Here is a 25,573-nt window from a genome sequence, read left to right on the forward strand (position 1 = left end):
AAAGATTGGCATACGAGCTATCATACTTCAATGCATATATCATTACCGGCAAATAATTGATATCCACCGAAAAAATAGCAGTGTAGTAACCTTTTTTGAAAGCTACGTCTAAATGGGCAATAGAAATATTTGTTCATTTAAACGTAGCTTTTTTCATGCAGTTACCCGACAGATTTAAGAAATGTGCCTGGCATATTGTGTCCGGGCTTTTTCTCGCCCTCCCCTCTTTTTCTCAAATCCCTGAACCTCCCAAAACTGTCCAAAGCCCTAATAATTCACACTTGGGGATATTCGGTGATTTTGAAGTGTCCCTTTTTACAGGAAAACCAGAAATAACGGTTTCGCTTCAAACCTTGGAAAGCGGTCCCGTTTCACTTCCGCTTGCACTGATCTACGATGCCTCAGGAGTCCGTCCGGATATACACCCAGGCTGGACAGGCATGAACTGGGGCTTATCCACCCATTATGCCGTGATACGTACAGTCAAAGATGCGCCTGACGAAGGTCTTCCGGGCTCTCCTTCCGAGCCTGGCTACTTACACGCGCCGGTAAGAAATGCGTTGAATTTTGGCGCAGCGGATTGGGCCGCAACAGCAAAACTTGAAAACCTGGGATTTAATGCACCCTCATTTGACATGGAACCCGATGAGTTCAGTTTTAACGCGCCCGGGCTCAGCGGAAAATTTGTGATGGGTCATGACGGCCAGTGGAAAGTTTTTTGTGACCAGGCAGTAAAAGTTGAGTTGATTAGTTCCATTTTGACCGACATTCCTTTCAAACCGCCTTACTGGACAGGTAATTTGTGGAATCAGATCAATAATGGCAAATACAATCCCACAATGCAGGGCTTTTACATTACAGATGAAAGTGGGGCAAAGTATGAATTTGGCGGCTCAACGGCCAATATGGAGTTCAGCATTGATTTCTTTAATCAGGGAAAAGCAAACTGGATTTGCAATTCCTGGCACCTTAAATCCATAACCCAACACACAGGCCAATCTATCAATTTCAGTTACGAGCGAGGCAGTTTTGTTGCGCAAATGTACTTTTCTATTTTCAATAAAGCTGCCAGTGTAAATGGTGGCGGTTTTTTTGGCTGTGGTAACTGGTCTTCACTTATAAATGAATACGGTGCCTATAATGGCAAGCTTATCTCTCCTATTTATCTCAAAGAAATTGTTTCTGACAACTTCAAAGTCAAATTTATTTCCAACGAAAGTACCGAGCTGCGCTACACAGATGACGTTTTTACAACTTATGTCAATAAGCTCGTGAATGCTGGCGGCAGCAAGCTCGATTTTCTCACTTTTTTGCACAATTGCTATTATCCTGTTTATAATCAAAGTCTTTGTAACAATCCGGCAGAGTCCCTGACGCAGCTTTTGGCCAAGTTGAAATGGCGGAAGCTGGACAAAATTCAGATCGCAAACGGCGGTGGAAGCATTGTGAAGGAATTTGAATTGACGTATAATAATGTAGCGACTGAGCGGTTAATGCTTCAAAAAGTTCAGGAAAAATCAGGCTATAATGCAAGCAAGCTCCCCGCTTATGAATTTTCCTACTTTTCTGCGCAAGGGCTTTCCCTACCCGGTTATTGCAAATCGCACACAGATCATTGGGGATTCTATAATGGTAAAGCGATCGACGTTGCCAATGATTTCAATGCAGTTGCCAGCTATGGAAATACGCATCGCACGCCAGCTGTAAACAAGAATATTTACAGGTTGGGCTCGCTTACCCAGATCAAATTCCCGACAAGTGGCATTACGAAGTTCTGGTTCGAACCGCACACCTATGCAAAAGAAGTGAAACTAAAACGCTGGGAAGGTGTGGATGCTTTTGCAACAAATCAAGTGGCTGGTGGTCTGCGTATTAAAGAGATTCACAGCTATGATCCCGCCTCCCCAAATCCTCCTGTGAAAAAGAAGTATTACTATCTGTCAGGTTTCGATCCGGCGAATGCTGATACCACATCGTTGCTTTCCAGTGGAGTGCTAGGCGGGAAAACTCAGTACTATTGGCCAAATTACATGCCCAAACCGGATGCGCCCAATGCAACTGTATCCGAGCAAATTTTTTCAACACAATCTGTACTACCAGCCACAGAAAACAGCCTAGGTGCCCATATTGGCTATACGAACGTCATCGAATGGGCTTCTACGGACGGCTGGAACGTGCATACTTACAGCAATTTCGAGAACGGATATGCGGATTCCGCTCCAACCGGTTTTATCCAACCAGGATCAACACCTTACCAACCTTACAACAGCAACGCATTCAAAAGAGGCAAGCTGCTTGCACTTGAAACTTACACTAAGAATGGCACTCCTGTTGCGAAAACGACCTATCAATATGAGGCTGTGGGCAACATTGCAGACTATTCTGCGAGATCAGTAAAAACCGCACTGACGACGCTATGCAATACCCGGACCTATTGCTACGAGGGAACGGCCTATTTTATCAATATGCAGAAATTTCTGCCTGTTCAGCATGTAAGCGTTACCTACGATCAGGACAGCCCTTTACAGAATGTTGTGTCTGCAACACGGTCCTATCAATACTGGCCGAACGGGCAGTTGCATATCCAGGGCCAGCCAGACAGTAAGGGAAAAGAAATTAAAACAGCGTTTACCTACCCTTCCAACCAGAACGATGCAATCAGCATTGCAATGACTGCGAAAAACCTCATTGGAGCACCAACTTCCGTGTTTAAATACACCGGCCCTGAATTGGCACCCGTGGGATTAACCCTTAGAAATGTCAAATTTGACTTGTTCAATGGATTTTATTTATCCAAAAAAGTAGAAAGCGGTATTGGGACGGCAAAACCAATGTCGATGACAACCGACCTGGAATTTCTTACCTATGACAGCAGGGGCAACTTGCAGACATACAACGAGCGCAATGGATCGATCACCAAACTTGAATATTATGGCCCGGCTGAATTAGGAAAGGTGGATTTACTAAAAACACGAACTGTTGCAGAAGGCTCCGCATTAGCGCAATCGACAGCATATAATCATAAACCTCTTATTGGAATCGAAAGCAGCACTGACGCAAATGCAAAGTCGCTTTTTTACGAATACGATGATTTTAACCGGCTAAAAAGCGTCCGCACAGGCAACGCGGGCGGCACTGTGCGAAAGTCTTACTGCTACAACTATTCAGGACAGGTCGTTGAATGTGCGGCGCTGGCACCCAAAGGCAGCATTGCGGCAAGTGGCCTCGTACTTTTGGCCGAGCAAGCCTTGCCAGTGACCCTGGTAGAGTTCCTTGCTTCTAAACAAGAAAAGATAACCATCCTAAAATGGTCCACTACGAGTGAAACCAATGGTGAACGATTTGACATCCAACGCAGCCAGAATGGAAAAAACTGGTTCACAATCGGATGGCAGCAAGCAATGGGAACGAGCGACTCTTTGAAAACCTATCTCTTCACAGATGCCAGTCCGCTGCAAGGCGAGAATCTATACAGGTTGAAAATGGTGGACAGTGACAGCACTTTTTCTTACAGCCGCCTCCAAAGCGTCGTTTTTGACACGGCTATTAACATCGCGCTTTATCCGAACCCTATCACCGTTGGTGAAAATTTAAATGTGCTGACTGACGACCTCGGTAAGATTGCAAACATCCGCATTTTCGACACTTCCGGCACATTAATGCATGAATCGGCACCGGCCAGAGCCATCAACATTTCCAAACTCCCGTCCGGCCTTTACATGGTCCAGATCACCTGCACAGATGGAAGCATTTCCACCCATCGCGTCATGAAACAGTGACCATTCAAAAACAACACTATAAATTCTTAAAACAAGCACATGAATCATTATTTAAAATACATGCTCCTGGCATTTCTATTGTCAGGACCAGTAAAAGCACAGCAAACAAATAGTCGTAATTATGTCATTTCTCGCATCTACAAGCAATCCGGAGCTGATATAAATGATGTAAGCAAGGTGGCTACAGAAGTGCAATACCTGGATGGTCTTGGTCGCCCGCTTCAAAATATTCTCGTAGGACAGAGCCCGTTAGGTAAAGATTTGGTTTACACCAATGAGTTTGATGCGGCAGGCAGGCAGCCCAGGCAATATCTACCCTATGTTTCTGTTGGAAATGGTGCTTACCAAAGCAATGCCCCAGCAGATGCTGCGGCCTGGTACAATGCCAATTCTGCAGGGTTACAAGCTGCCGATCTGGCAAGACCTTACCAGGAAACACTTTACGAAACCTCACCTGCGAGCCGCATCACCAACCAGCGTGCGCCAGGCAATAAAAGCGTCAGCTCGGTGGTCAGGCTCAAAACCAACGCCACCAACCAGATCAATCGCTATGATTATGACCCGGTTGCCAATACAATCGTACAAGTGGGCCAGTATGCAGCCGGGGCATTGACCTACATCAACAACACGGATGAACAGGGTAATGTAACCAATGAATTCACTGACCTGCTCGGGCAGACGATCTGTCGGCAAGTTATAGCAGCGGCCGGAAACACATTGTCCACCTACTATGTTTACGATGATCTGAAATTGCTAAGGGCAGTACTACAGCCTGGTTTCCAGGATGTAGCATCATTAACCGATTATGCATTTACTTATGACTACGATGAACGCGGAAGAATGGTCGTCAGGAAAGTCCCTGGTTCGGGCATGACCGAATTCGCTTATGACCAGTATGACAGGCTGGTTATGTCAAGGGACGCCAATCAGAAAATCCGCAATGTTTGGGCATTTATTAAATATGATGCGCAGAACAGACCAATCCTCATCGGTGAAATTGCCTCAGCGCTAGCCAGAACCGACTGGTCGGTTGTAGTTGATGCAAACACACAGCATCACGAAGATCGCAACAACGGTATAAATGCAGGTTATACGCTTGATAAAACGGCGCCTAAAAATGCGACGGAAGCCAATTTGCTAAACATTACCTTTTATGATGATTACGCCTTTTCAAAAGCCGCCAACCTATCTTATAACGCTGCTTATTACCCATCTGCCAATCTAAGTGTGAAATCGCAAGTCACCGGAAGCCGGACTAGGATGCTGCCGGGCAGCGGAGCGGCAGGAGGCTGGCTTACAACCGTTACCTATTATGATGCGGAATATCGCCCGATCCAGGCCACGTGTGAACTTTACGATTTGGGAGCGGGAGGCATCGAAAGGGTTTCCTCTCAATACAAGTATGATCTCGCTCCTATAATTTCCGAGCAGAAAACAGAGCAACTATTGGCAGGCAATGTTACCCACTCGCATCTGGCCACTTACTCCTACGACCATGCAGACCGGCTTCTGAGCGTTAAAGAGAAGATTATCAGCGGCGCAAATACCAAAGAAGCTTACACGCTGGCACAGCGCTACAATACATTGGGCCAGCTGCAAAGTAAATGGCTGCATTCCGAAGATGGCACGAAATTCAGGCTTCGGACAAATTATACCCATAATATCCGCGGCTGGCTGACAGAAGGAAAAACAGCCTACAAAAAGGACGTAAATGGACCGGACCTTCCCTACTACGGTTTCAACCTCGCCTATGATAATGGTCCAAATTACACCAATGGCAACATCAGTCAGATGCAATGGCTGGGCAAAGACGAAGCCAATTTCAGCAAAGGGCTCACATTCAGCTATGACGGTGCCAACAGGTTGTTAGGATCCAGCGGACTTAACGCTTATCCGGATACAGAAAAGAGCATTACTTATGACAAAAACGGCAACATTAAGACGCTTGTAAGGGCAGGAGCCGCCGTCGATAACCTGACTTACACTTACCTCGGCAATCGGCTTTCGTCAGTCACAGACGGCTCCGGCAATAACCTGGGCGTCAAAAACGGCGTCAGTAATTATGCCTATGATGACAATGGCAACATCACCGGCGACGGCAACCGCGGCGCGACGCTTACCCACAATTATCTGAACCTGCCCAAAACCATCAAAATCGCAGCTAAAACATTCACATACGATTACGATGCAAACGGAAGCAAACACAAATACGCGGGGGACACATTGATCCTGAAATACGCTGGAAACTTCGAATACAGGCAAGTAGCAGCGGTAAATAAGCTCTACAGAGTAGCCCTATCAGAAGGCCAAGCCGTATTCCGGGACAACAAGCTGGCATTTGAATATAGTTTGAAGGACCATTTGGGTAATGTTCGGGTTGTGTTTGACGAAGAAGGACAAGTTTTGCAAAAAACGGATTATTATGCGTTTGGGTTGAGTATTGACAGAAATAACCCGGTTCAGACACCTGCTGTGAGGAATGGAGTGAATCGTTATCTTTACAATAATAAGGAGTTGCAGGTGGGTAGCGGGTATCTGGATTACGGCGCGAGGATGTATATGCCAGAGATTGGGCGTTGGGAGTTGTGGATCCTTTGGCGGAGAAGATGCCAGCTTGGTCTCCATACAGTTACGGTTTCAATAACCCAATTAGATTTGTCGATCCCTTAGGTCTGAGTCCATCGACTCATACAGATGAAGATGGCAATGTGGTGGCTGTTTTTGATGATGGAGATTTGGGAGTGTATCAACATGCTGGCAAGGGTGAAAAAGCGACAAAAGCTGTTCAAAAGAACTACCGGAAGGAGAACACCGGCGCCGGTGGAGAAAGGATTGGAGAAAGTTTACATGCCTTGAGCTTTGCAGACCAAAATCTTTACAATCAAACAGGGCGAGTGGAGAGGGCGGACATCAAAATTGATTTTGGTTCCAGGGAGCTTACAGATATAGTACAGGAGATTGTCAATTCTGAGCCTTCTGTAATTGACTATTTTGATAAGGCTGGGTCTAACAGGGAATGGGATATCAAGGCTCATATATCCGCTGGATCTTTACTGTATGGAAAATATGCTTCACCCAGAGATGCAGGAAACTTCGCTGCGGGGGCAATTGCACAATCCTCAGGTGTAGAGCCATTAGTTCAATATGGTTTTGGTGCATATAATCTGACCGGAAACAGCAAACCATGGGCTTTTGCTTTGACCGTGGGGGTTGGACTATTAACCAGGGTAAATCCTGCATTAGGTTTGGGAGCTGCATATTTGATCGGAAAATATGGAGAAGATAAACTTTCTCAAAGATCGATAGATCTTGGTAAAGAGTTTATTCGGAGAAGTAATTAATGAAAGATATGAAAAATTGGATCGGTTTAATAGTAATGATAATTTGCTCTTCGTGTTGCGATACGCATTTAGAAGTCACCTACGAGTATGAGGGTACGGTAATTAAGCGGGTTGACGAATGTGGTATTTCCACTTTTTATTATAATGGGGAGTCGCGTCAGTCACCAAAAATATGGGTTGAATACTCAGGAATAAATGATGGATTTTCAGGGTATCTCGTTTTTGGTAAAAATGGTATAGTAACGTTGCTTTCTGGTGATGGATATTTTCAATCTGCCAATAATCACGCCAAGAAATTTGATTACAGAAGGATTGCGGCTTACGAACGTCCCGCCATGAATAAAGGTGCTTATTACATTATGCCTGCCACTAACGTCGAAAAAAAAAGAAATATGAATACGGGAAGTGGTGTAAAGGTCACTTACGACGATTAGTCATAAGGCAAATAAATAACTTCTTTCGGACGTCGGAATGAGCTGACATAAAATATTCAGTATTGGCTTTTGAGTTAGACGAAGATTTGGTAGATGAATTTTTCTGATGAAGACAAGCAAAATCAAGTGCAGATTTTTGCCGCTTCGGAAGCTGATTTGATAGGTATTTTCCTTGACCAGGCAATAGACCTTTATTTGTTCACGTACCCTAGGAAGTATGATTAACCACTGTAATAGCAAAACGCCCCCGATCATCCGGGGGCGTTTGTTGTAATTATGCTTATGATGACAATGGCAACATCACCAACGACGGCAACCGCGGCGCGACACTAAGCTACAATTATCTAAACCTGCCCAAAACCGTCAAATTCGCAGCCAAAACATTCACATACGACTATTACGCAAGCGGAAGTAAACACAAATGCGCTGGCGACACGCTAACTTTAAAATATGCCGGAAACTTCGAGTACAAGGGCGATTTAACCAATCTCCGAAATATTCGCCTTACCCGCGTGACCTTTTTCAGATTTACCGTATCAATAAAGTAAATACTGTAAATCTTAAATTCACGCACTTGAAAACGGACTTCAAATCTTTTCGTAACAGCATCATTTTGACCTGGTCAATGATGCTGTTTTTTGTTTCAAACGGCGCTGCCCAGGAAGCATTCAAAATCAAATGGTCGATGGATTACACCCAGAGCGGCGTTTCCAATCATGCCAACTTCGTGCCTGTTGACGCCGTGCTGGCGGGTGGCGGGAACACCAATGCGCTCAATGGCGGTTACGGGCTTGGCGGCGCGATGGTCGCGGCTTATGTCGTGCGGCCCTGGCCTAATTCCTTTTCGGCTGGCCGCTATATGGAGTTTGCATTCACTGCCAAATCATTTAAATACAATATTAACAGCATTTCCCTGAGGTTAAGGCGCTCGCCCGACGGGCCAAAACAATTCAAGATCCGAACGAGCATGGATGGCTTCTCCTCCGACCTTACGGCTTCTACATTGGTTAATCCGAGCCAATTCTACACATTTACGGTCCCTGCGGGGTTTGATAACCTTTCCGAAAACATATTCACATTTAGGATTTACAGTTACGGTCCAACGAGCATTTACGGCACATTATGGTTCGATGAGATCATTGTGAACGGAGATGTGCTGGCAATTGTTCTGCCGGTTTATCTCACATTTTTCAAAGCAACTGCGAAGGAAGGCAAAGCGCTACTTTCCTGGGAAACGACCTGGGAAAAGAACAGCAAGGAATTCCGCATCGAGCGCAGCAACCACTTTAATACATTCACAGAAATCGCACGGCTGGCTGCAAATGGCGAGACGCAGGGCAGGACGCGTTACGAGTTTTTGGATGAAATGCCTGCCGCCGGAACCAACCATTACAGGGTTTGCATGACGGACGCGGATGACAGCATTGTGTTTTCGGCTCAGGCGGATGTTAATGTTCAATCAGAAACCGCCTCCTTTTATGTTGCTCCTAACCCGGCCTCTGCTTTGAAGATCTGCGTTTTTGGGCAAAACATAGATCCCGAATCATTAGAGCTCACCAGTTTTGCCGGTTTACGTATAGTCACCAAACATGAATTTAATACGCTGGGATCCGTTGATTTAATTCCGGCTCAGGCACTTTCGCCGGGTTTGTATTTATTATGCTATCAAAAAAATGGCATTAAAGAACATGCGAAAGTATTAGTTCCGTAAAATATTGTGCGCTTAATTTGTGTTGCTTAAGTATAAAAATTGCCTGCGATTCATCGTTAGGAAAGCGACGTTCTGATGAAAATAAATGGCTTGAAGCCTATGTTGAAAAAAGTGCAGCCGAAAGTGTGGTGGGCGGCATTAGCTGTCCTGGTTATCCTCGTCATTTCTTGGGGATTGGTGCGGAAAAAGAAGTCGGGACCGGAAGAAATTTTGGTCGATGGCAAAATGGTCTCCAAACTGGACCCTGTTCCTGTAAAAAATCCGGATGCAGCCACAGCGGCAAAAATTGCCAAAATTGAAGATATTTTCAGGCGTAAAAAAAGGGCTGGTTTCAATGGTAATGTGCTCATTGTTCAGAAAGGGCAAGTGCTTTATCAGGATTCCTTTGGTTTTGCCCATCTAAAAAAGAAGGATACACTGACCAGCGATTCGAGGTTTCAACTTGCCTCGCTTTCGAAGCCTTTTACGGCCATTGCCGTCCTTAAACTTGTGCAGGAAGGACGTGTTAGCCTGGATGATTCGGTGCAGCGGTTTTTTCCTGATTTCCCTTATCACGGCGTGAAAGTGGATATGCTTCTAAGCCACCGCAGCGGACTTCCCAATTACATTTATTCTTTTGATGATAGCGTGCGCCATGGCAAAAAGTATCCTGATAATCTGGATATTATGGACTGGTATGCCAAAGTCGTCCCTACACCTACGCCTTACAACCGCCCGGGAAGATCATTTAATTATTGCAACACAAATTACTGCGTGCTGGCCGCCATTGTTGAAAAAGTATCGGGCGAAAATTTCGGCACTTATCTGTATGACCAGATTTTTGCGCCCCTCGGCATGATGAACACATTCCTGGTAACCGACACGTCCAGTGCGGCTGTGCAATTCAGGACGGATGGACACCAGTTCGGGCGCAAACTGGAAAAGGATTATTACGACGATGTGGTCGGGGATAAAGGGCTTTATTCGACAACGGGTGACATTTATAGATTTTATAATGGGTTGACCCAAGGCTTATTATTAGACAAAAAACTCCTTGACGAAGCATTCAAACCTCGCAGTTTCGAGCGCGCCGGCATCCGGAATTATGGTTATGGCTTCCGTATGCATACGAAAGAGGACAACACACCACGCTTCATTTACCATGGCGGCTGGTGGAAAGGTTATAATACCATGCTGTGGGTTTGCCCGGAAGACGAAGCGGTGATCATTGTGCTTGGCAACTCCTACAACCGCTCCACTTACGACCTCAAAGAACTGCTCGAAGTGATCCACGGACCGGGCAAAGTGGAGGAGATTGAGAAAGACATCTAGCATTGTTTGAATTCGGCCGCGAATTCAGGATATTTGCCGAAACAAACGAATTCCCGCATCTATGCCCGATTCTGCATACTTTTTACCTGCTTGTCTGCTGTTGGGATTGCCATTCTTGGGTTTTCTTTTGCTCTGGCTAGCTGGAAAAAGTTTTAATAAAGCAGCAGGTTTCGCGGGAGCCTTCATAACTGCTGCCGGACTGATAATCAGTTTGTTATACGCAGATCCGCAATCATTACACGTCGTCAGTTTTCACTGGCTCACAATTGGCAGCACTTCCATTGACATTCCACTTCGTTTTGATGCATTAACCTGCATCATGCTCGTGATCGTGCACTTTGTCGCATTGCTTGTGCAGCTATATTCCACGGCTTACCTCCACGGCGACAATAATTTACATCGCTATTTCGCATTCATTCAGCTCTTTCTGTTTTCCATGATCGGCATTGTGCTTTCGGGCAGCTTGCTGGTAATGTATATTTTCTGGGAATTGGTGGGGCTTTCTTCTTATCTGCTCATCGGTTTTTGGTATTTCAAACCCAGGGCTGTTTGGGCTGCGCAAAAGGCGTTTGTGCTCAACCGGATCGGTGACGCAGCATTCCTGACGGGCATTTTAATGCTGTTTTACTATATTGGTTCTACCGACTTTGAGGTGCTCTCCCTCAAAATTGACTCAGTAAGTCCCGGAATCCTGACAGCCATTGGACTTTGCCTTTTCGGCGGCTGCATGGGAAAATCGGCGCAATTTCCGCTTTCGGGCTGGCTACCGGATGCAATGGAAGGTCCTACGCCCGTTTCCGCTCTTATCCACGCGGCCACAATGGTTGCTGCGGGGATTTTTTTATTGGCAAGAATCTCCTTTCTGCTCACATTCGATGCAAAGCTGGTTATCACGATAATTGGCACCATAACCATGCTTATCGGGGCTGTTAAGGCCACTCAGGTTTGGGATATCAAGCGCGTTTTGGCTTATTCCACGATGTCACAACTAGGATTAATGGTCATTGCAGTGGGTTTCGGGAGCTGGCAAACTGCCCTGTTCCACCTGGCCACGCATGCATTTTTCAAGGCTGGATTATTCCTTTCAGCCGGTTCGGTCATTCACGCCGTAACACCGGCCGACCTTGGTTCTGATTTTGATTTGCAGGATATGCGCACAATGGGCGGGCTGCGCAAAGCATTACCGGTCACATTCATTTGTTTTTCGGTATGTGCCGCAGCATTGGCCGGTTTGCCGTTTTTTTCAGGTTTTTTATCCAAAGACGCGATCATTACCGAAGGATTTCTTTGGGCAGGAGAATTGGGCGCACCGTTTTATATTTTCCCCATTGTTGTGATCCTTTCCGCGGGCCTGACAGCCTATTATATGACAAGGCAGATCTGGCTGGTGTTTTTTGGTCAAAACAGATTTGATGCCACACGCATTCACCCGCATGAATCGCCAGCCATTATGTGGCTTCCGATGGCGGTTTTGGCAATTCTGTCCGTTTTCATCTGGTTCTCCTGGAATCCTTTTGACGCAGCTGGCTGGTTTTTATCATTCATAGGACAACACTCAGAAGCGCATTTGGTCTGGGTGCCGGTTGTGGCCAGTTTGACAACTTTCGTTTCCATTTTCCTGGCTTACAGAGAAATTAGATCAGAAAACCCGTTCAGTATCAATACGGTAAATGCTGTTAATGCTCCTAATGCGCTGCAAAAACTGGTTTGGCTGAGGGACTATTCCAACACCCAATATTTCATCATTCCGTTTGCATTCATTACCAAATATTTGAAAATATTCGAAAAGCGCGTCATCGACTCGTTTGTTGACCGGCTTGCCAAAGTAAGCGTTGTCCTGGGTCACCTCATCGGCTGGTTCGATCGGTTTTTTGTGGATGGCGGGGTGAATCTGCTGGTCTTTTCGATTAAATCCGGCGGGCAGGCAGTCCGTAATTTACAAAATGGCAAGATCCAGTCTTATTTCATTGTGACTGCCATGGGCGTGTTTTTATTGATATTGTGGTTGGTAATCCTGTAAAACAACGCACCGGCCATGATTTTTAACTTAATGCTGAATGATTGATCATATACTGACATTACTAATTGCCATTCCATTGCTGGGCGCAGCCGCTGTGGCTGTATGGCCGGCCAAAAAACCCGAAAACTTCCGGATCATCGCATTGATTGCTCTGGCTTTGGAAGTCATCATTTCGGTGCTGTTATATATTTCTTTCGACAATCAAAATCCCGGTCACCAGCTCAGCGAAGTTACCGACTGGATCACCTTGCCGATCGGCGCATTGGGTGTGGTTTCGATCGATTATGCGCTTGCCGTGGACGGCATCAGCTTTCCGCTTGTGCTGCTGGCCGTGATCGTGCTTTTTGTAGGGGTGATCAGTTCGTGGAATGTTATTCAGAAATCCAGGGCGTATTTTGCATTGTATTTATTACTCACAGGCAGCGTAATCGGCTGTTTTCTGGCGCAGGACTTCTTCCTTTTTTACCTGTTTTTCGAATTCATGCTGCTGCCGATGTATTTTCTCATTGGCTTATGGGGAGGTCCGAGGCGTGAATATGCTGCATTGAAATTCTTTATTTACACATTCTTCGGATCATTACTCATTCTGATTGTAATGATCGCGCTGTACTTGTCGGTGATCGATCCGTTGGAAACGGCCAGAGTCGTAGGCATTTTAGGCCTGGAAGATCCGATTCATCCCGACCTTATTTTACAGGTGCAGCAATGGCTTATCGACGGCAAAATCGCGCCTGAGCAGCTCGTCCACACTTTCCGGTTCGCCTATCTCGCCGATCCCAACAACTACATTCCCGGCTCACTGCTCAGCACCGCTTCCGAATATCTGATCGGCAACATTCCATTGCGTCTGCTCGCATTCTGGTTCCTGTTCATTGGATTTGCGGTGAAATTGCCTGTCGTTCCCGTCCACACCTGGCTGCCCGATGCCCACGTGGAAGCACCAACGCCTATTTCGGTCGTGCTGGCTGGGATTCTTTTGAAAATCGGCGGTTACGGTTTTATCCGGATCGTGGATGGATTCTTCCCGTTCGAGGCGCAGTATAGTGCCGTTCCGTTGGCCATATTAGGCATGATTTCCATCATTTACGGTGGATTCAATGCGTTAGGACAAACCGATTTGAAGAAAATGATCGCCTATTCCTCGGTCTCTCACATGGGATTTGTATTACTCGGCATTGCCGCATTCACGGCCGAGGGCATTAATGGCGCCATTTACCAGATGGTCAGTCACGGCGTTCTTTCCGCAATGCTCTTTATCCTTACCGGCGTGGTTTACGACCGCACCCACGACCGCCGCATCGACCATTACCGCGGCCTCATCGCCGTCATGCCGCAGTACACCATTATCACCGGCATCGCGTTTTTTGCATCATTGGGACTTCCCGGATTCTCAGGTTTCGTAGGAGAACTTTTCACATTAATGGGCGCCTTCCAGTCCGATGCATTGCCAGTCTGGATTCCTGCACTATCGACATTAGGCATTGTACTAGCAGCAGCATATTTCCTCTGGACCTACCAACGCATGTTCTTCGGCGCATTCTGGTACAAAAACGGCAGCCTCCACGTCCTCTCCGACCTAACAAAAAGGGAAACAGCGATGCTGCTTCCCCTGGTTGTGTTGACTATTCTCTTGGGCCTTTTGCCCGGGATTCTATTTGATATGACCGGGCCTACGGTTGAGGCCTGGCTGGATGGTTTGCGGTAACCAAATCCTTAAAACCATAATATTTTGGGATTCAAATCCTTAAAAACTATAATAATTAAGGATTCAAATCCCTAAAAACCATAATAATTAAGGATTTGCGTGTTATTTCCCGAAAATCTGATCCAAGCTGAACCTCCCCTTCTTGGCCAGAGCCTGCAATGTTTGTTGTTGCTCGGGGGTGAGGACTTCTATGATTTCTTGTCTTTTTTCTTCGGCTAGTCGTTTGTGATCGCGGCGTTTCGCTTCGTCGTTTCTGGACAGTTTGCGGTCCATGCGGGCGTAGCGGCGGTCGATTTTCTTTAATTGTTTTTGCTGGCGTTTGCTGAGATTGAGCTCTTCGGCGAAGCGGTCGAGGTTCTTTTCGAGGCGACGGTTGTTGAGTTTGCTGTTGGTAACGGGCTCTTCGCTGCGGTAAGCTTCATCATTATCGTTGCCATTTCCGGTGTTGGAAGTGGCACAGCCGGTGAAAAACAGCGTTACGGCCACAAGGCCCAGCATTAATAATTTTTTCATGGGGTGAATGAATGGGTTGAAAATATTGATGCTTATAACGCAAGGCCGGAGCATTGATATATAATCCTGCACAAGACTTATATGTATTTTCAAATAAATGTAGTTTTGCCCGAAAGTATAAATAGTATTTTTTGCAATCTTTACAGTAAGTACCAGTATATTTTATTCCAAACTATGCCCTTTTTACCAAATTTTATTTCTCCTTACCCTTCTTTATCAAATGAAAGATAGTCCTGCGCCGCAGAGGTTGTTATCCCTGGATACATTGCGTGGTTTTGACATGTTTTGGATCTCAGGAGGCGAAGAAATCTTCGCAGTGCTCGCAAAAGTAACCGGCTGGTCCTGGGCGATTTTTATGGCGCATCAATTCACCCACCCCGACTGGAACGGTTTCCGCGCCTACGACCTGATCTTTCCTACATTTCTGTTCATGGCAGGTGTTTCCGCCCCATTTTCCCTGGGCAGCCGACTGGAAAAAGGCGTCCCGCCTTCGGAACTGATCAAAAAAGTTGTTCAGCGCGGACTGACACTGGTTTTACTGGGCGTCATTTACAACAATGGTTTATTTCAAACCGAATGGGAAAACATGCGGTACCCAAGCGTCCTGGCGCGGATCGGGCTTGCGGGAATGTTTGCTCAGATCATTTATTTATACACCGAAAAAAGGACGCGCTGGATCTGGTTCGCAGCTATTTTGATTGGTTACTATCTGTTTATGAAATTTTATCCGGTTCCGGGCTGCGGCGCGGGCTTGCTCACTATTGAATGCAATCCGGCCAGCTACATTGATAAAATGATCATTCCGGGACGGTTACACTTGACGATACACGATCCTGAGGGCCTGGTTTCTACCATTCCGGCCATTGCAACGGGGTTAATGGGAATTTTTGCGGGTGAGCTTTTGCGGACAAGTGAAGAAATTATTTCAAAAAACACGAAAGTCGTTTACCTGGTTTTTGCGGGCATTATCAGCCTGCTCGTATGCGTCGTTTGGGATTACTTTTTCCCGATTAACAAGAATCTGTGGACGAGTTCGTTCGTGCTTTGTGCCGGCGGGTTCAGTACATTGCTGCTGGCCTTGTTTTACTGGATCGTGGACGTGCTGAATTACCGTAAATGGACATTGTTCTTTGTCGTCATCGGGATGAATTCGATCGTGATTTACATGGTAGGAAGCTTTATCAACTTCAATTACACAGCCCAGGCACTTTTTGGCGGCATACTCAGTTACTTCCCCCACACCATCGAAGCCGTAGGAGAAGTCATCGCTTATATCATGGTTCAATGGGCATTTATGTATCTTTTGTTCCGGAATAAGCTATTTTTGAAGGTATAGGAATTAATTTTGAATGAGTGAATGACTGAATAAAATCACATTCAGTCATTCACTCATTCACTCATTCAACATTAAAAAATGTCCATCCAAGTCACCAACCTAACCAAACTCTACGGGACGCAGCGTGCGATTGATGGGATCTCTTTTAGTTTGAAGAAAGGAGAGATCGTTGGGTTCCTGGGACCGAACGGGGCGGGGAAATCGACGACGATGAAGATATTGACGGGCTACCTGAAAGCTTCGGAAGGATCGGCGAAAGTATCTGATTATGACGTGTCTGAGGAGCCAATGCCAGCGCGCAGGACAATAGGATATTTGCCAGAGCACAACCCGCTTTACCTTGATATGTATGTGAGCGAGTTCCTGCTATTTTCAGGAAAATTGTATGGCATGAAGTCCGCCGAATTGCGGACGCGGGTAGACGAGGTCATTGCCTTGTGCGGCCTCGAAGCAGAGAAGCGCAAGAAGATCGGGCAGCTTTCCAAAGGTTACCGGCAACGTGTGGGACTTGCGCAGTCATTTTTGCATAATCCGTCCGTGCTGATCCTCGACGAACCCACTACGGGCCTGGATCCCAATCAGATACAGGAAATTCGCGAAGTGATCCGTAATGCCGGGAAGGACAAAACGGTGCTTTTTTCAACCCACATTATGCAGGAAGTAGAAGCATTATGTGATCGGGTGATCATTATTAATAAAGGAAAAGTGGTGAGCGACAGCACATTAGATGCGCTTCGAAAAACGGGCGAATCGCTCGAAGAAATTTTCAGGAGCCTGACGCGCTGATGTTTGCTTTGCTATGAAATCGAAAGTCAGAATCCGCACGCATTAAATATTAGAATTGCATTAAAACAACTTTTTTTCGGATTTATTCCGACCGCAATTTGTTATTATTGTAACCTTTGATAAATTCATTTGAGCAGTGCAAAATTCAGGTAACCTAACATTCCCTCTTTAAAATCAGTAGTTCGGAGTATGAAAAATTGGTTGTTAAGCCGGTTTCGTTTAGTTGTAAGTGTGGTCGTTCTGGTCATTTTAACCTCAATGGTTTCCGTTGCCTGGAAGCGCATACGGTCTGTTGATGAGCCTGTTGTAGCATTGCCTGAAACAGTAAGACAGCCTGCTAAAAAAGTCAAAAAGAGACTGGATCCTGTGCTGGTGTTGCCAGAAAATGAGTGGGTAGACAGCACTTTAAAATCGCTGACGATTGAACAGAAAATAGGCCAGCTTTTCATGGTGGCCACATTCTCGAATCGCGACGAATCACATTATAAATACATTGACAGGCTGATCAGCGACTTCCATATCGGTGGACTGATCTTCTTCCAGGGCGGCCCGGTAGGACAAGCGCAGCTCACAAACCGCTATCAATCGCATTCCAACATTCCGTTATTTATCGGCATCGACGGTGAATGGGGCCTGGGTATGCGCCTCGACAGCACGATTTCTTTTCCAAAACAAATGGTGCTTGGCTCGATCCAGGACGACGCACTCGTTTACAGAATGGGCAGCGACATTGCCCGTCAATGCAGCCGTTTGGGCATACAGATCAATTTTGCGCCTGTTTCGGACATTAACAGCAATCCGGGCAACCCTGTGATCGGCATTCGTTCATTTGGCGAGGACCGCGATAATGTGACGCGCAAGGCGATTGCTTATATGAAAGGTTTGCAGCACAACAAGATCATTGCCACCGCCAAGCATTTCCCTGGCCACGGCGATACGGATGCGGATTCGCATTTTACATTGCCCGTTCTCACGCATTCCATAGACCAGCTTACCGAAACGGATCTTTATCCTTACCGCGCGATGATCGCGGACAGTCTGATGGGCGTTTTAAATGGTCATTTGTTCATTCCGGCATTGGATAGCACCCCAAATCTGGCCAGCTCGCTGTCTGACAAAGTGGTTACCGGTCTTTTGCGCAAGGATCTGGGCTTCCGCGGGTTGGTTTTTACGGACGCCATGAACATGCGCGGTGTTTTGAAAACCGGAAAGGCCGCAGAAGTGAATCTAAAAGCATTGATCGCCGGAAACGACATTCTCCTTTATCCAGAAAGCATTGCCGAAACCGTTGCCAAGATTAAAGACGCCATTGATTCCAAAAGGATCAGCGAAAAGATCATTGACGATAAGGTAAAACGCATTTTGCAGGCCAAATACTGGTCAGGATTGAGCCAGTACAAGCCCATTGACACCAATAATCTTCACGCTGACCTGAACACCGAAAAGAGCAAAGAACTCTATCGCGAACTTTGCGAGGCGTCGGTGACGGTTGTTAAAAATAACAATGATCTGCTGCCGATCGGCTCGGTAATGGATGATAAAATGGCTTCTGTAAGCATCGGGGATGGAAGCAGCGTGGCGTTCCAGAAAATGCTTTCGACTTACAAACCGATGCGTTCCTACACATTCTACGAAGGACCGACTTCACAGGCGCAGATCGCTGAAATGATTGGCTATTTGTCTAATTATAACACAGTAATCGTAGATGTGCACGGCATAACGTCTAATCCCAAAAGCAATTACGGCGTTACGACGGGGATGGTGGATTTTGTAAATCAATTGAAATTACAAAACAAAAAAGTGATCCTGTGCTTGTTCGGCACGCCTTACAGCATTCAGTTTTTCCCTGAAACCGATGCGCTGATCTGCGCAAGCCAGGATGGGAAGGATCAGCAGGAAATTGTGCCGCAAATCATTTTCGGCGCCTTAAAATCACAAGGCCGCCTTCCTGTTTCTGTACTTTCATACAAAGCGGGAAGCGGCGTTACCACGACTACCATCAACCGGATCGCCTTCGGAACGCCTGAAAGCGTGGGTATGGACGGCAGTTCGCTGAAACGGATCGATGAGCTGGCAACAGCGGCTGTGAATGACCATGTTTTTCCGGGGTGTGAGGTTTTGGTGTCAAGAAAAGGAAAGATCATTTATGACAAACAATTCGGCGCCCTAAGTTACCGCACACCAGACCGTGTGACTTCGGAGACCATTTACGACCTTGCCTCACTGACCAAAGTGTCGGCCACATTGCAGGCTGTTATGCTGCTTTACGACCGCAAACAAATCGATCTGGACCAAAAAGCATCCACTTATTTGCCTGAATTGATGGGCACCAACAAGCAGAATTTCACGGTCAGAGATTTGCTTTTGCACAGATCGGGCCTGGTTTCGTTTTATCCGCCGCTTTGGGACAGGACCAAAACCAGTGCAGGCGGCCTGCTTCCCGAATATTATAGTTCCAAAGCGGACACATCCTATTATCTGCAAGTTGCCCCAAAGCTTTTTGCCAAAGGCGCAATGCGTGATTCGGTTTGGAAATGGGTGGTGGAATCGCCGATGAACAATCGCAAAGACAGGTCGGGAAGTTACGGTTATCTGTACAGCGATCTTGGCTTCCTGACATTGCAGAAGATCGTTGAAAAAGTGACCGGTCAGCCGCTCGACATTTTTGTTTCGGCCAACATTTATGAACCGTTGGGCCTGGCTTATCTGGGTTTCAATCCGCTGCGCCGTTTTTCCGAAAAACAAATTGCGCCTACCGAGCAGGATTACCGTTTTCGTAACCAGCTTTTGCAGGGAACTGTGCACGACCAGATGTCGGCCATTGTGGGCGGCGTTGCGGGACATGCGGGACTTTTCGGCACGGCGCGTGACCTTGCTATCTTGTTCCAGATGAACCTTTGGAAGGGAAATTATGCGGGACGCAGATATTTCGAGAATGCGACCGTTCCGCTTTTTTCAAGGGTTTATGACGAATCCCACCACCGCGGCCTGGGCTGGGACAAAGCACCGAATGATGGAAACAGTTCTTACGTATCTCCACAGGCGTCTGTGAATTCATTCGGTCACACGGGCTTTACGGGAACTATGGTCTGGATCGATCCGGAAGAAGATCTGGTATTTATTTTTCTCTCCAACCGCGTCAATCCAGACCCTGAAAACACGGCTATTACTACGCAGCGCACGCGTCGGAAAATCCAGGATGTAGTCTACAGTTCACTTATTGAAAGGAAAAGCGAGCTTCCTTAATCGAGTCGAAAGTGTATTTGAAAAATATCTCTAACTTTACCAGACAAACAGGTTAGCGGAAAGATATTAAGACAGATACATGAACAGAACATTTATTAAAAAGAGTATTTTTACAATTCTGGCTGCGGTTTTATGCGTAGCAAATTCATTTGGCCAGACAATCAAAACGGATGCTGTAGACCCAGTTGAGGTCTGTGCCGGCGGGACCGTTTCGGTCAAGTTTACTGCAAAAGACATTCTTTTAGCTCCGACAAATTACACCGCTCAATTATCTGACGCTTCCGGCTCGTTTGCCGCGCCCACAGATCTGGGCTCGTCCGCTACTTCTCCGATTTCGGTAACCATTCCAAACGGAACCGCTAGTGGTGACGGATATAAAATACGCGTCATAGGTTTCGTATTACTGGTGCCAGCCATAGCAACTTCTGAAAGCGCTTCAATCAAAATAAATGCGATTCCGGCAAAGCCAACCGTAACATCACCCGTGGCTTACGAAGTGGGCGACAAAGCCGTAGCATTAATCGCAACCGGCACAGGCCTGAAATGGTATGACACCGTAACCAGCGCCGCCGGATCAGCAACCATCCCCGTCCCCGATACCAAAGCCGAAGGAACCCAAAACTATTTCGTAAGCCAAACCGTAAGCGGCTGCGAAAGCGACCGGGCCCAAATCGTTGTTAATGTTACAAAAACGGCATGTACACCGCCTGCTAAGCCTGTTGTGACCGATAAAACCTATGAGGTCGGGGCTAATGCACCTGCCCTCACTGCAGATGGTACGAATTTGAAATGGTATTCAGCAGCATCAGGTGGAAATGAACTAAATGGAGCTCCCAAGCCATCAACAACTACTCCTGGATCCACCAGTTATTTCGTTTCGCAAACAAACGCGAGCGGCTGCGAAAGCGAAAGGGCAGAAATCGTTGTAACTATCACTGCCTGCACACCACCAGCAAAGCCAACAGTTGCTAACAAGACCTATGAAATTGGCGATAACGCACCTATACTTACGGCGGTTGGTGATGATTTAAAATGGTATACAGCAGCAACCGGAGGAAATGCCTTAGCAAGTGCTCCGAAGCCCTCAACGACTACCGCGGGGAAAACAAGCTATTTTGTGTCCCAAACAAATGCGAGTGGTTGTGAAAGTGAGCGAGCAGAGATAATAGTTACTATAACCAATTGCACTCCACCTGAGAAACCAACTGTTTCAAATAAAACTTATGAAGTTGGAGACAACCCACCTGTTTTAACGGCTGTTGGCACCAATTTAAAATGGTACGCAGCGGCGTCAGGTGGAACAGCTTTGAATGGAGCGCCTAAACCTGCAACGACAACAGCAGGGAAAACAAGCTATTTTGTGTCCCAAACAAATGCGAGTGGCTGTGAAAGCGAGAGGGCAGAAATAATCGTTACTATAACCGATTGTACCCCACCTGAAAAACCAACTGTATCAAACAAAACTTATGAGGTCGGAGATAACGCACCTGTTTTAACGGCTGTTGGCACAAATTTAAAATGGTACACTGCGGCGTCAGGTGGATCTGCTCTTAATTCAGCTCCTAAACCAGCAACCGTTAGCCCCGGATCTACAAGCTATTTTGTCTCTCAAACCAATGCTAAGGGCTGCGAAAGTGAGAGGGCGGAAATCGTTATCACTGTAGGCTGCAAGAAATTTGCAGGGCCGACAGTTACAACACCACTTGCAATTTGCCAAGCACCAACAGCAGCAGCTCCTTTAAAAGCAACTCCGCTAGCTAACCATACATTGTTATGGTACACCGCTGCAACAGGCGGCACAGGCTCTACGACAGCACCCACACCTCTTAACACCGAAGCAAAATCTTATTCATACTTTGTTAGCCAGCGTAACGAAACCACGAAATGTGAAAGTGAGCGTGTTGAAATTATTGTTAATGTAAGGGAAGCTGCCAAACCAACAGTTACTACGCCGATAGAATATTGTGTAGGTGAAACCCCAAAAGCCCTTATTCCTTCCGGCTCGACTTTCAAATGGTATTCAGCTTCCAACGATGTAACTGGGAATACTACTCCTCCAACACCGAAAACGGCAACACCATCAACGACAACTTTTTACGTCACCCAGTCTACCACATACGGATCGCTTGTATGCGAAAGTTCACGTGCTGAGGTTGAGGTAATAGTAAATGCCCGACCTTCTGCATTGCCAACAGTATCCGAGGCATTCTGTCAGGAACGTGCGGACAAAACGTATACTTTTGCAGCGCAACCTGCTGCTGGAAATACTGTAAACTGGTATTCTGTTGCTACTGGTGGAGTTGCTTCCAAAACTGCACCATCCATTAACCTTAAAAATGCGGGCGAGACAATCTATTATGCAACGCAAATCTCTAAATCTTGCGAAAGCGCAACCAGAGTTCCGCAAAAAATCCGCGTAAAACCACTTCCAGTCCTACCAACAATCGCCAACCAAACCGTTGAAATCTGCCAGTTTGTTGTCGCGCAGCCGCTAACTGCTACGCCTGTAAAAGATGGGATTTTGAAATGGTACGGAACCAATGCAACAGGGGGTGACGCCAGCGATGCGGCTCCGATCCCTTCTACGGCAGAAGGCGGTACGACCTCTTATTTTGTTGGCCAATCTCTGGAAGGCTGCTTCAGCGACCGTGCGAAAATTGATGTAAAAATCAATACAACACCAAAACCACAAACTACCACGCAACTGGCTTACTGCCAGAATGAAGTGGCTCCAAGACTGGATGCAACGGGCTCCATCCTGAAATGGTATCGCAATTCAACTGATACTGATTTTCAAGGCGTTCCGTTTACGCCGTTTACAGAAAAAGTACAGGATTATTCTTTCTATGTAACACAAACCGGCACAAACGGCTGCGAAAGCCCGAAAGAAGAGATCAAGATCCATATCAAAGCATTGCCATCGGCAACGATCTCCGGCAACACTACAATTGATCTGGGACAAACCGCTACGATCAGGGTCAAATTTACAGGCGATGGCCCATGGATGTATGCACTTTCAGACGGCAAAACCGACACAACTGATCAGATTAACCACGAGATTATGGTTAAGCCGGTCACGACTACGACTTATTTGCTAACCGAAGTTGCCAACGCTTGTGGTAAAGGTTTACCAATTGGCAGCGCATTGGTAACGGTAAAAGTCCCTACCATTAATTCAGGGAATCCGTCGGTGGCAGAAGCTTGTGCAGGAAAAACGTTCAGTGTTCCATTCCAGCAGTCAGGCGATTTCCCTTCCGAAAACACGTTTAAAGTACAGATCGCTACGGAGAATACAGATGCCAAATTTATCAGCATTCCATCCGTTGCCTCGTCCAATATCATTACTGCCACATTCCCGGATACGACGCTGGCAGGAAGCTATTACGTTCGCGTGGTGAGCTCTGGCAAAAACCCCGACTTTACCGTTAAAGGCAGCGTAAGCGCGATCACCATTACGGCAAGTCCGCTTCCGGTTGCTACAATTACCGGCACCCAAACGATCCTGATGGGCGATAAAGCGGATATGAAAATTGAAACCACAGGAAAAGCACCGTGGACGTTTACATTAAGCAATGGCACAAAAGACTCGCTGATCACTGCATCTGTGACTCCCTATACATTCAAACTAGCGCCAAAAGCTACGACCATTTATACTATTTCGAAGGTGACCAATGGCTGTGGAACCGGCAAAGGGGCTGGCAGCGCAAGGGTTCAGGTTGACCCGATCCTGGGCGTTGAGCCGCCTGCATCTGCTGATTGGGTGAAGGTTTATCCAACGCTTGTGACAACACAATGCACCGTGGAAATTGACGGCATTATTGCGCCAAGAGAAGCCCGCGCAGAGGTTATTGACCTTAACGGCCGCTCCCGCGCAGTGAAAAACATCAACCAGAAAGTAACAGACGTAGACTTCTCCTCCTACCCTTCCGGACTTTACCTGCTGAGGGTTACGAACGGAAACAGGAGCACCGTTTGGCGCGTTATGAAGCCATAATTAGGACACAGTAAGCTACAAACGGGACATTTATTGCTTGGCAATGAATGTCCCGTTTTCATTCATAAACGAATCATACATTGAACATTCAGGCAGACATTCTTGACAATTACTTCATGACTGAAGCCATGCGGCAAGCTGAAAAAGCGTACGAAGAAGGTGAAATTCCCGTCGGCGCGGTCGTTGTGATTGGCGAGCGGATTATTGGGAAGGGCTATAACCAAACCGAAAAATTACATGACGTAACTGCTCACGCAGAGATGATTGCGATCACCGCCGCGTCAGATAATCTAGGATCTAAATATCTTCAGGATTGCACATTGTACGTAACACTCGAACCTTGTGTCATGTGCGCCGGCGCGCTCTATTGGACGCAAATGAACCGCGTGGTGTTTGGTGCTGCCGATGAAAAGCGTGGATTTTCGAGGCTCGGCAAGGCAATTTTGCACCCCAAAACGACGCTCACAACCGGAATTTTGGCAACCGAATCGCAGGAACTGCTACTCAAATTTTTTAAGAGATTAAGAACATAAAGCCTTTTTCTGCTGTTAGCCTAGTGATACAGCATATTTTTTAAACATTAAACTACACTGAAAATGGCGTTTACACTAGATCCCTTACCTTACGCAAACAATGCATTGGAACCACATTTCGACGCATTGACCATGGAGATACATCACGACCGTCACCATCAGGCATATGTTACCAATTTGAATGCAGCGGTAGCTGGCACTGAGCTGGAAGGCAAAAGCATAGAAGAAATCGTTGCAAACATCAGCAAAGCACCGGCACCGGTTCGTAACAATGGCGGTGGTCACTGGAACCACGCATTTTTCTGGAAATCACTTTCTCCAAACGGCGGCGGCGAACCAACAGGCGAACTCGGCAAAGCGATCACAGCGAAATTCGGATCATTCCAGGCTTTCAAAGACGAGTTCAAAAAAGCAGCCACAGGCCGTTTTGGTTCAGGCTGGGCATGGTTGATCAAATCCGGCGACGGCGTAGCCATCACTTCTACCCCAAACCAGGACAACCCATTGATGGACATTGCGGAAGCAAAAGGAACGCCGATCATCGGTTTGGACGTGTGGGAACACGCATATTACCTGAAATATCAAAACAAGCGCCCGGATTACATCGACGCATATTGGAACGTAGTGGACTGGAAAGCTGCTGACGCTCTTTATGTTGGCGCGTAATTAGGGTTGAAAATATAGATTTAGGTTTGAAGGTTGAAAAAAAAGTGCACCATTCGCCTTGTAACCTTCAAACCTTTTCCTAATTTTGTGTCCTCGAAAGGGGTTTTCCCCTCAGAACGGAGGTTGTAGCTCAGTCGGTTAGAGCGCTAGATTGTGGTTCTAGAGGTCGCGGGTTCGAGACCCGTCTCCCTCCCTTGA

Annotated in this window: 15 protein-coding genes and 1 tRNA gene; 15 read left to right on the top strand and 1 reads right to left on the bottom strand. The window is 46.6% G+C overall.

Annotated features, from left to right (window positions below):
• Positions 1 to 155: 155 nt before the first annotated feature.
• The 8 genes from NFI80_RS16200 to NFI80_RS16235 all read left to right on the top strand — a co-directional run bounded on the left by NFI80_RS16200 (position 156) and on the right by NFI80_RS16235 (position 14,301).
• Positions 156 to 3,779, top strand: coding sequence for a T9SS type A sorting domain-containing protein (locus NFI80_RS16200; protein ID WP_235165220.1), 3,624 nt, complete (start codon positions 156 to 158; stop codon positions 3,777 to 3,779).
• 39 nt (positions 3,780 to 3,818) lie between these two features.
• Positions 3,819 to 6,449: a DUF6443 domain-containing protein gene (locus NFI80_RS16205; protein WP_235165221.1), complete on the top strand. Its 2,631-nt coding sequence runs from the start codon at positions 3,819 to 3,821 to the stop codon at positions 6,447 to 6,449.
• On the top strand, positions 6,386 to 7,120 hold the full coding sequence (locus NFI80_RS16210; RefSeq protein ID WP_235165222.1) for a hypothetical protein: 735 nt from the start codon (positions 6,386 to 6,388) through the stop codon (positions 7,118 to 7,120). The genes NFI80_RS16205 and NFI80_RS16210 overlap by 64 nt, the downstream gene beginning before the upstream one ends.
• 8 nt (positions 7,121 to 7,128) lie before the next feature.
• Complete coding sequence (locus NFI80_RS16215) at positions 7,129 to 7,554, top strand: hypothetical protein (RefSeq protein WP_235165223.1); 426 nt, start codon at positions 7,129 to 7,131, stop codon at positions 7,552 to 7,554.
• A gap of 574 nt (positions 7,555 to 8,128) precedes the next feature.
• The gene (locus NFI80_RS16220; RefSeq protein WP_235165224.1) at positions 8,129 to 9,265 is read left to right on the top strand and encodes a T9SS type A sorting domain-containing protein; all 1,137 of its coding nucleotides are present in this window, start codon (positions 8,129 to 8,131) and stop codon (positions 9,263 to 9,265) included.
• Between the two features lie 75 nt (positions 9,266 to 9,340).
• Positions 9,341 to 10,576: a serine hydrolase domain-containing protein gene (locus NFI80_RS16225; protein ID WP_235165225.1), complete on the top strand. Its 1,236-nt coding sequence runs from the start codon at positions 9,341 to 9,343 to the stop codon at positions 10,574 to 10,576.
• Positions 10,577 to 10,637: 61 nt separating this feature from the next.
• Positions 10,638 to 12,596: an NADH-quinone oxidoreductase subunit L gene (nuoL, locus tag NFI80_RS16230; RefSeq protein WP_235165226.1), complete on the top strand. Its 1,959-nt coding sequence runs from the start codon at positions 10,638 to 10,640 to the stop codon at positions 12,594 to 12,596.
• A 37-nt stretch (positions 12,597 to 12,633) separates the two neighbouring features.
• On the top strand, positions 12,634 to 14,301 hold the full coding sequence (locus tag NFI80_RS16235; RefSeq protein ID WP_235156727.1) for a complex I subunit 4 family protein: 1,668 nt from the start codon (positions 12,634 to 12,636) through the stop codon (positions 14,299 to 14,301).
• Between the two features lie 102 nt (positions 14,302 to 14,403).
• Here the strand turns inward: NFI80_RS16235 and NFI80_RS16240 are convergent, their stop codons facing one another.
• The gene (locus tag NFI80_RS16240; protein WP_235156726.1) at positions 14,404 to 14,814 is read right to left on the bottom strand and encodes a hypothetical protein; all 411 of its coding nucleotides are present in this window, start codon (positions 14,812 to 14,814) and stop codon (positions 14,404 to 14,406) included.
• A 220-nt stretch (positions 14,815 to 15,034) separates the two neighbouring features.
• Here NFI80_RS16240 and NFI80_RS16245 point away from each other — a divergent pair, with 220 nt between their 5' ends.
• From NFI80_RS16245 to NFI80_RS16275, 7 genes are all read left to right on the top strand, one after another.
• On the top strand, positions 15,035 to 16,150 hold the full coding sequence (locus tag NFI80_RS16245; RefSeq protein ID WP_235156725.1) for an acyltransferase family protein: 1,116 nt from the start codon (positions 15,035 to 15,037) through the stop codon (positions 16,148 to 16,150).
• A 78-nt stretch (positions 16,151 to 16,228) separates the two neighbouring features.
• Complete coding sequence (locus tag NFI80_RS16250) at positions 16,229 to 16,936, top strand: ATP-binding cassette domain-containing protein (RefSeq protein WP_235165227.1); 708 nt, start codon at positions 16,229 to 16,231, stop codon at positions 16,934 to 16,936.
• A gap of 189 nt (positions 16,937 to 17,125) precedes the next feature.
• Complete coding sequence (locus NFI80_RS16255; RefSeq protein ID WP_235165228.1) at positions 17,126 to 20,182, top strand: serine hydrolase domain-containing protein; 3,057 nt, start codon at positions 17,126 to 17,128, stop codon at positions 20,180 to 20,182.
• A 79-nt stretch (positions 20,183 to 20,261) separates the two neighbouring features.
• Positions 20,262 to 24,176, top strand: coding sequence for an Ig-like domain-containing protein (locus NFI80_RS16260; RefSeq protein WP_235165229.1), 3,915 nt, complete (start codon positions 20,262 to 20,264; stop codon positions 24,174 to 24,176).
• Between the two features lie 116 nt (positions 24,177 to 24,292).
• Positions 24,293 to 24,709 carry a nucleoside deaminase gene (locus NFI80_RS16265; RefSeq protein ID WP_211237755.1) on the top strand — a complete coding sequence of 139 codons (417 nt, stop codon included), beginning with the start codon at positions 24,293 to 24,295 and terminating at the stop codon, positions 24,707 to 24,709.
• A gap of 63 nt (positions 24,710 to 24,772) precedes the next feature.
• Complete coding sequence (locus NFI80_RS16270) at positions 24,773 to 25,375, top strand: superoxide dismutase (RefSeq protein ID WP_026629244.1); 603 nt, start codon at positions 24,773 to 24,775, stop codon at positions 25,373 to 25,375.
• Positions 25,376 to 25,493: 118 nt separating this feature from the next.
• Positions 25,494 to 25,569, top strand: a tRNA-His gene (locus NFI80_RS16275).
• The last annotated feature ends 4 nt before the right edge of the window (positions 25,570 to 25,573 follow it).

Source organism: Dyadobacter chenhuakuii, from assembly GCF_023821985.2.
GTDB lineage: Bacteria > Bacteroidota > Bacteroidia > Cytophagales > Spirosomataceae > Dyadobacter > Dyadobacter chenhuakuii.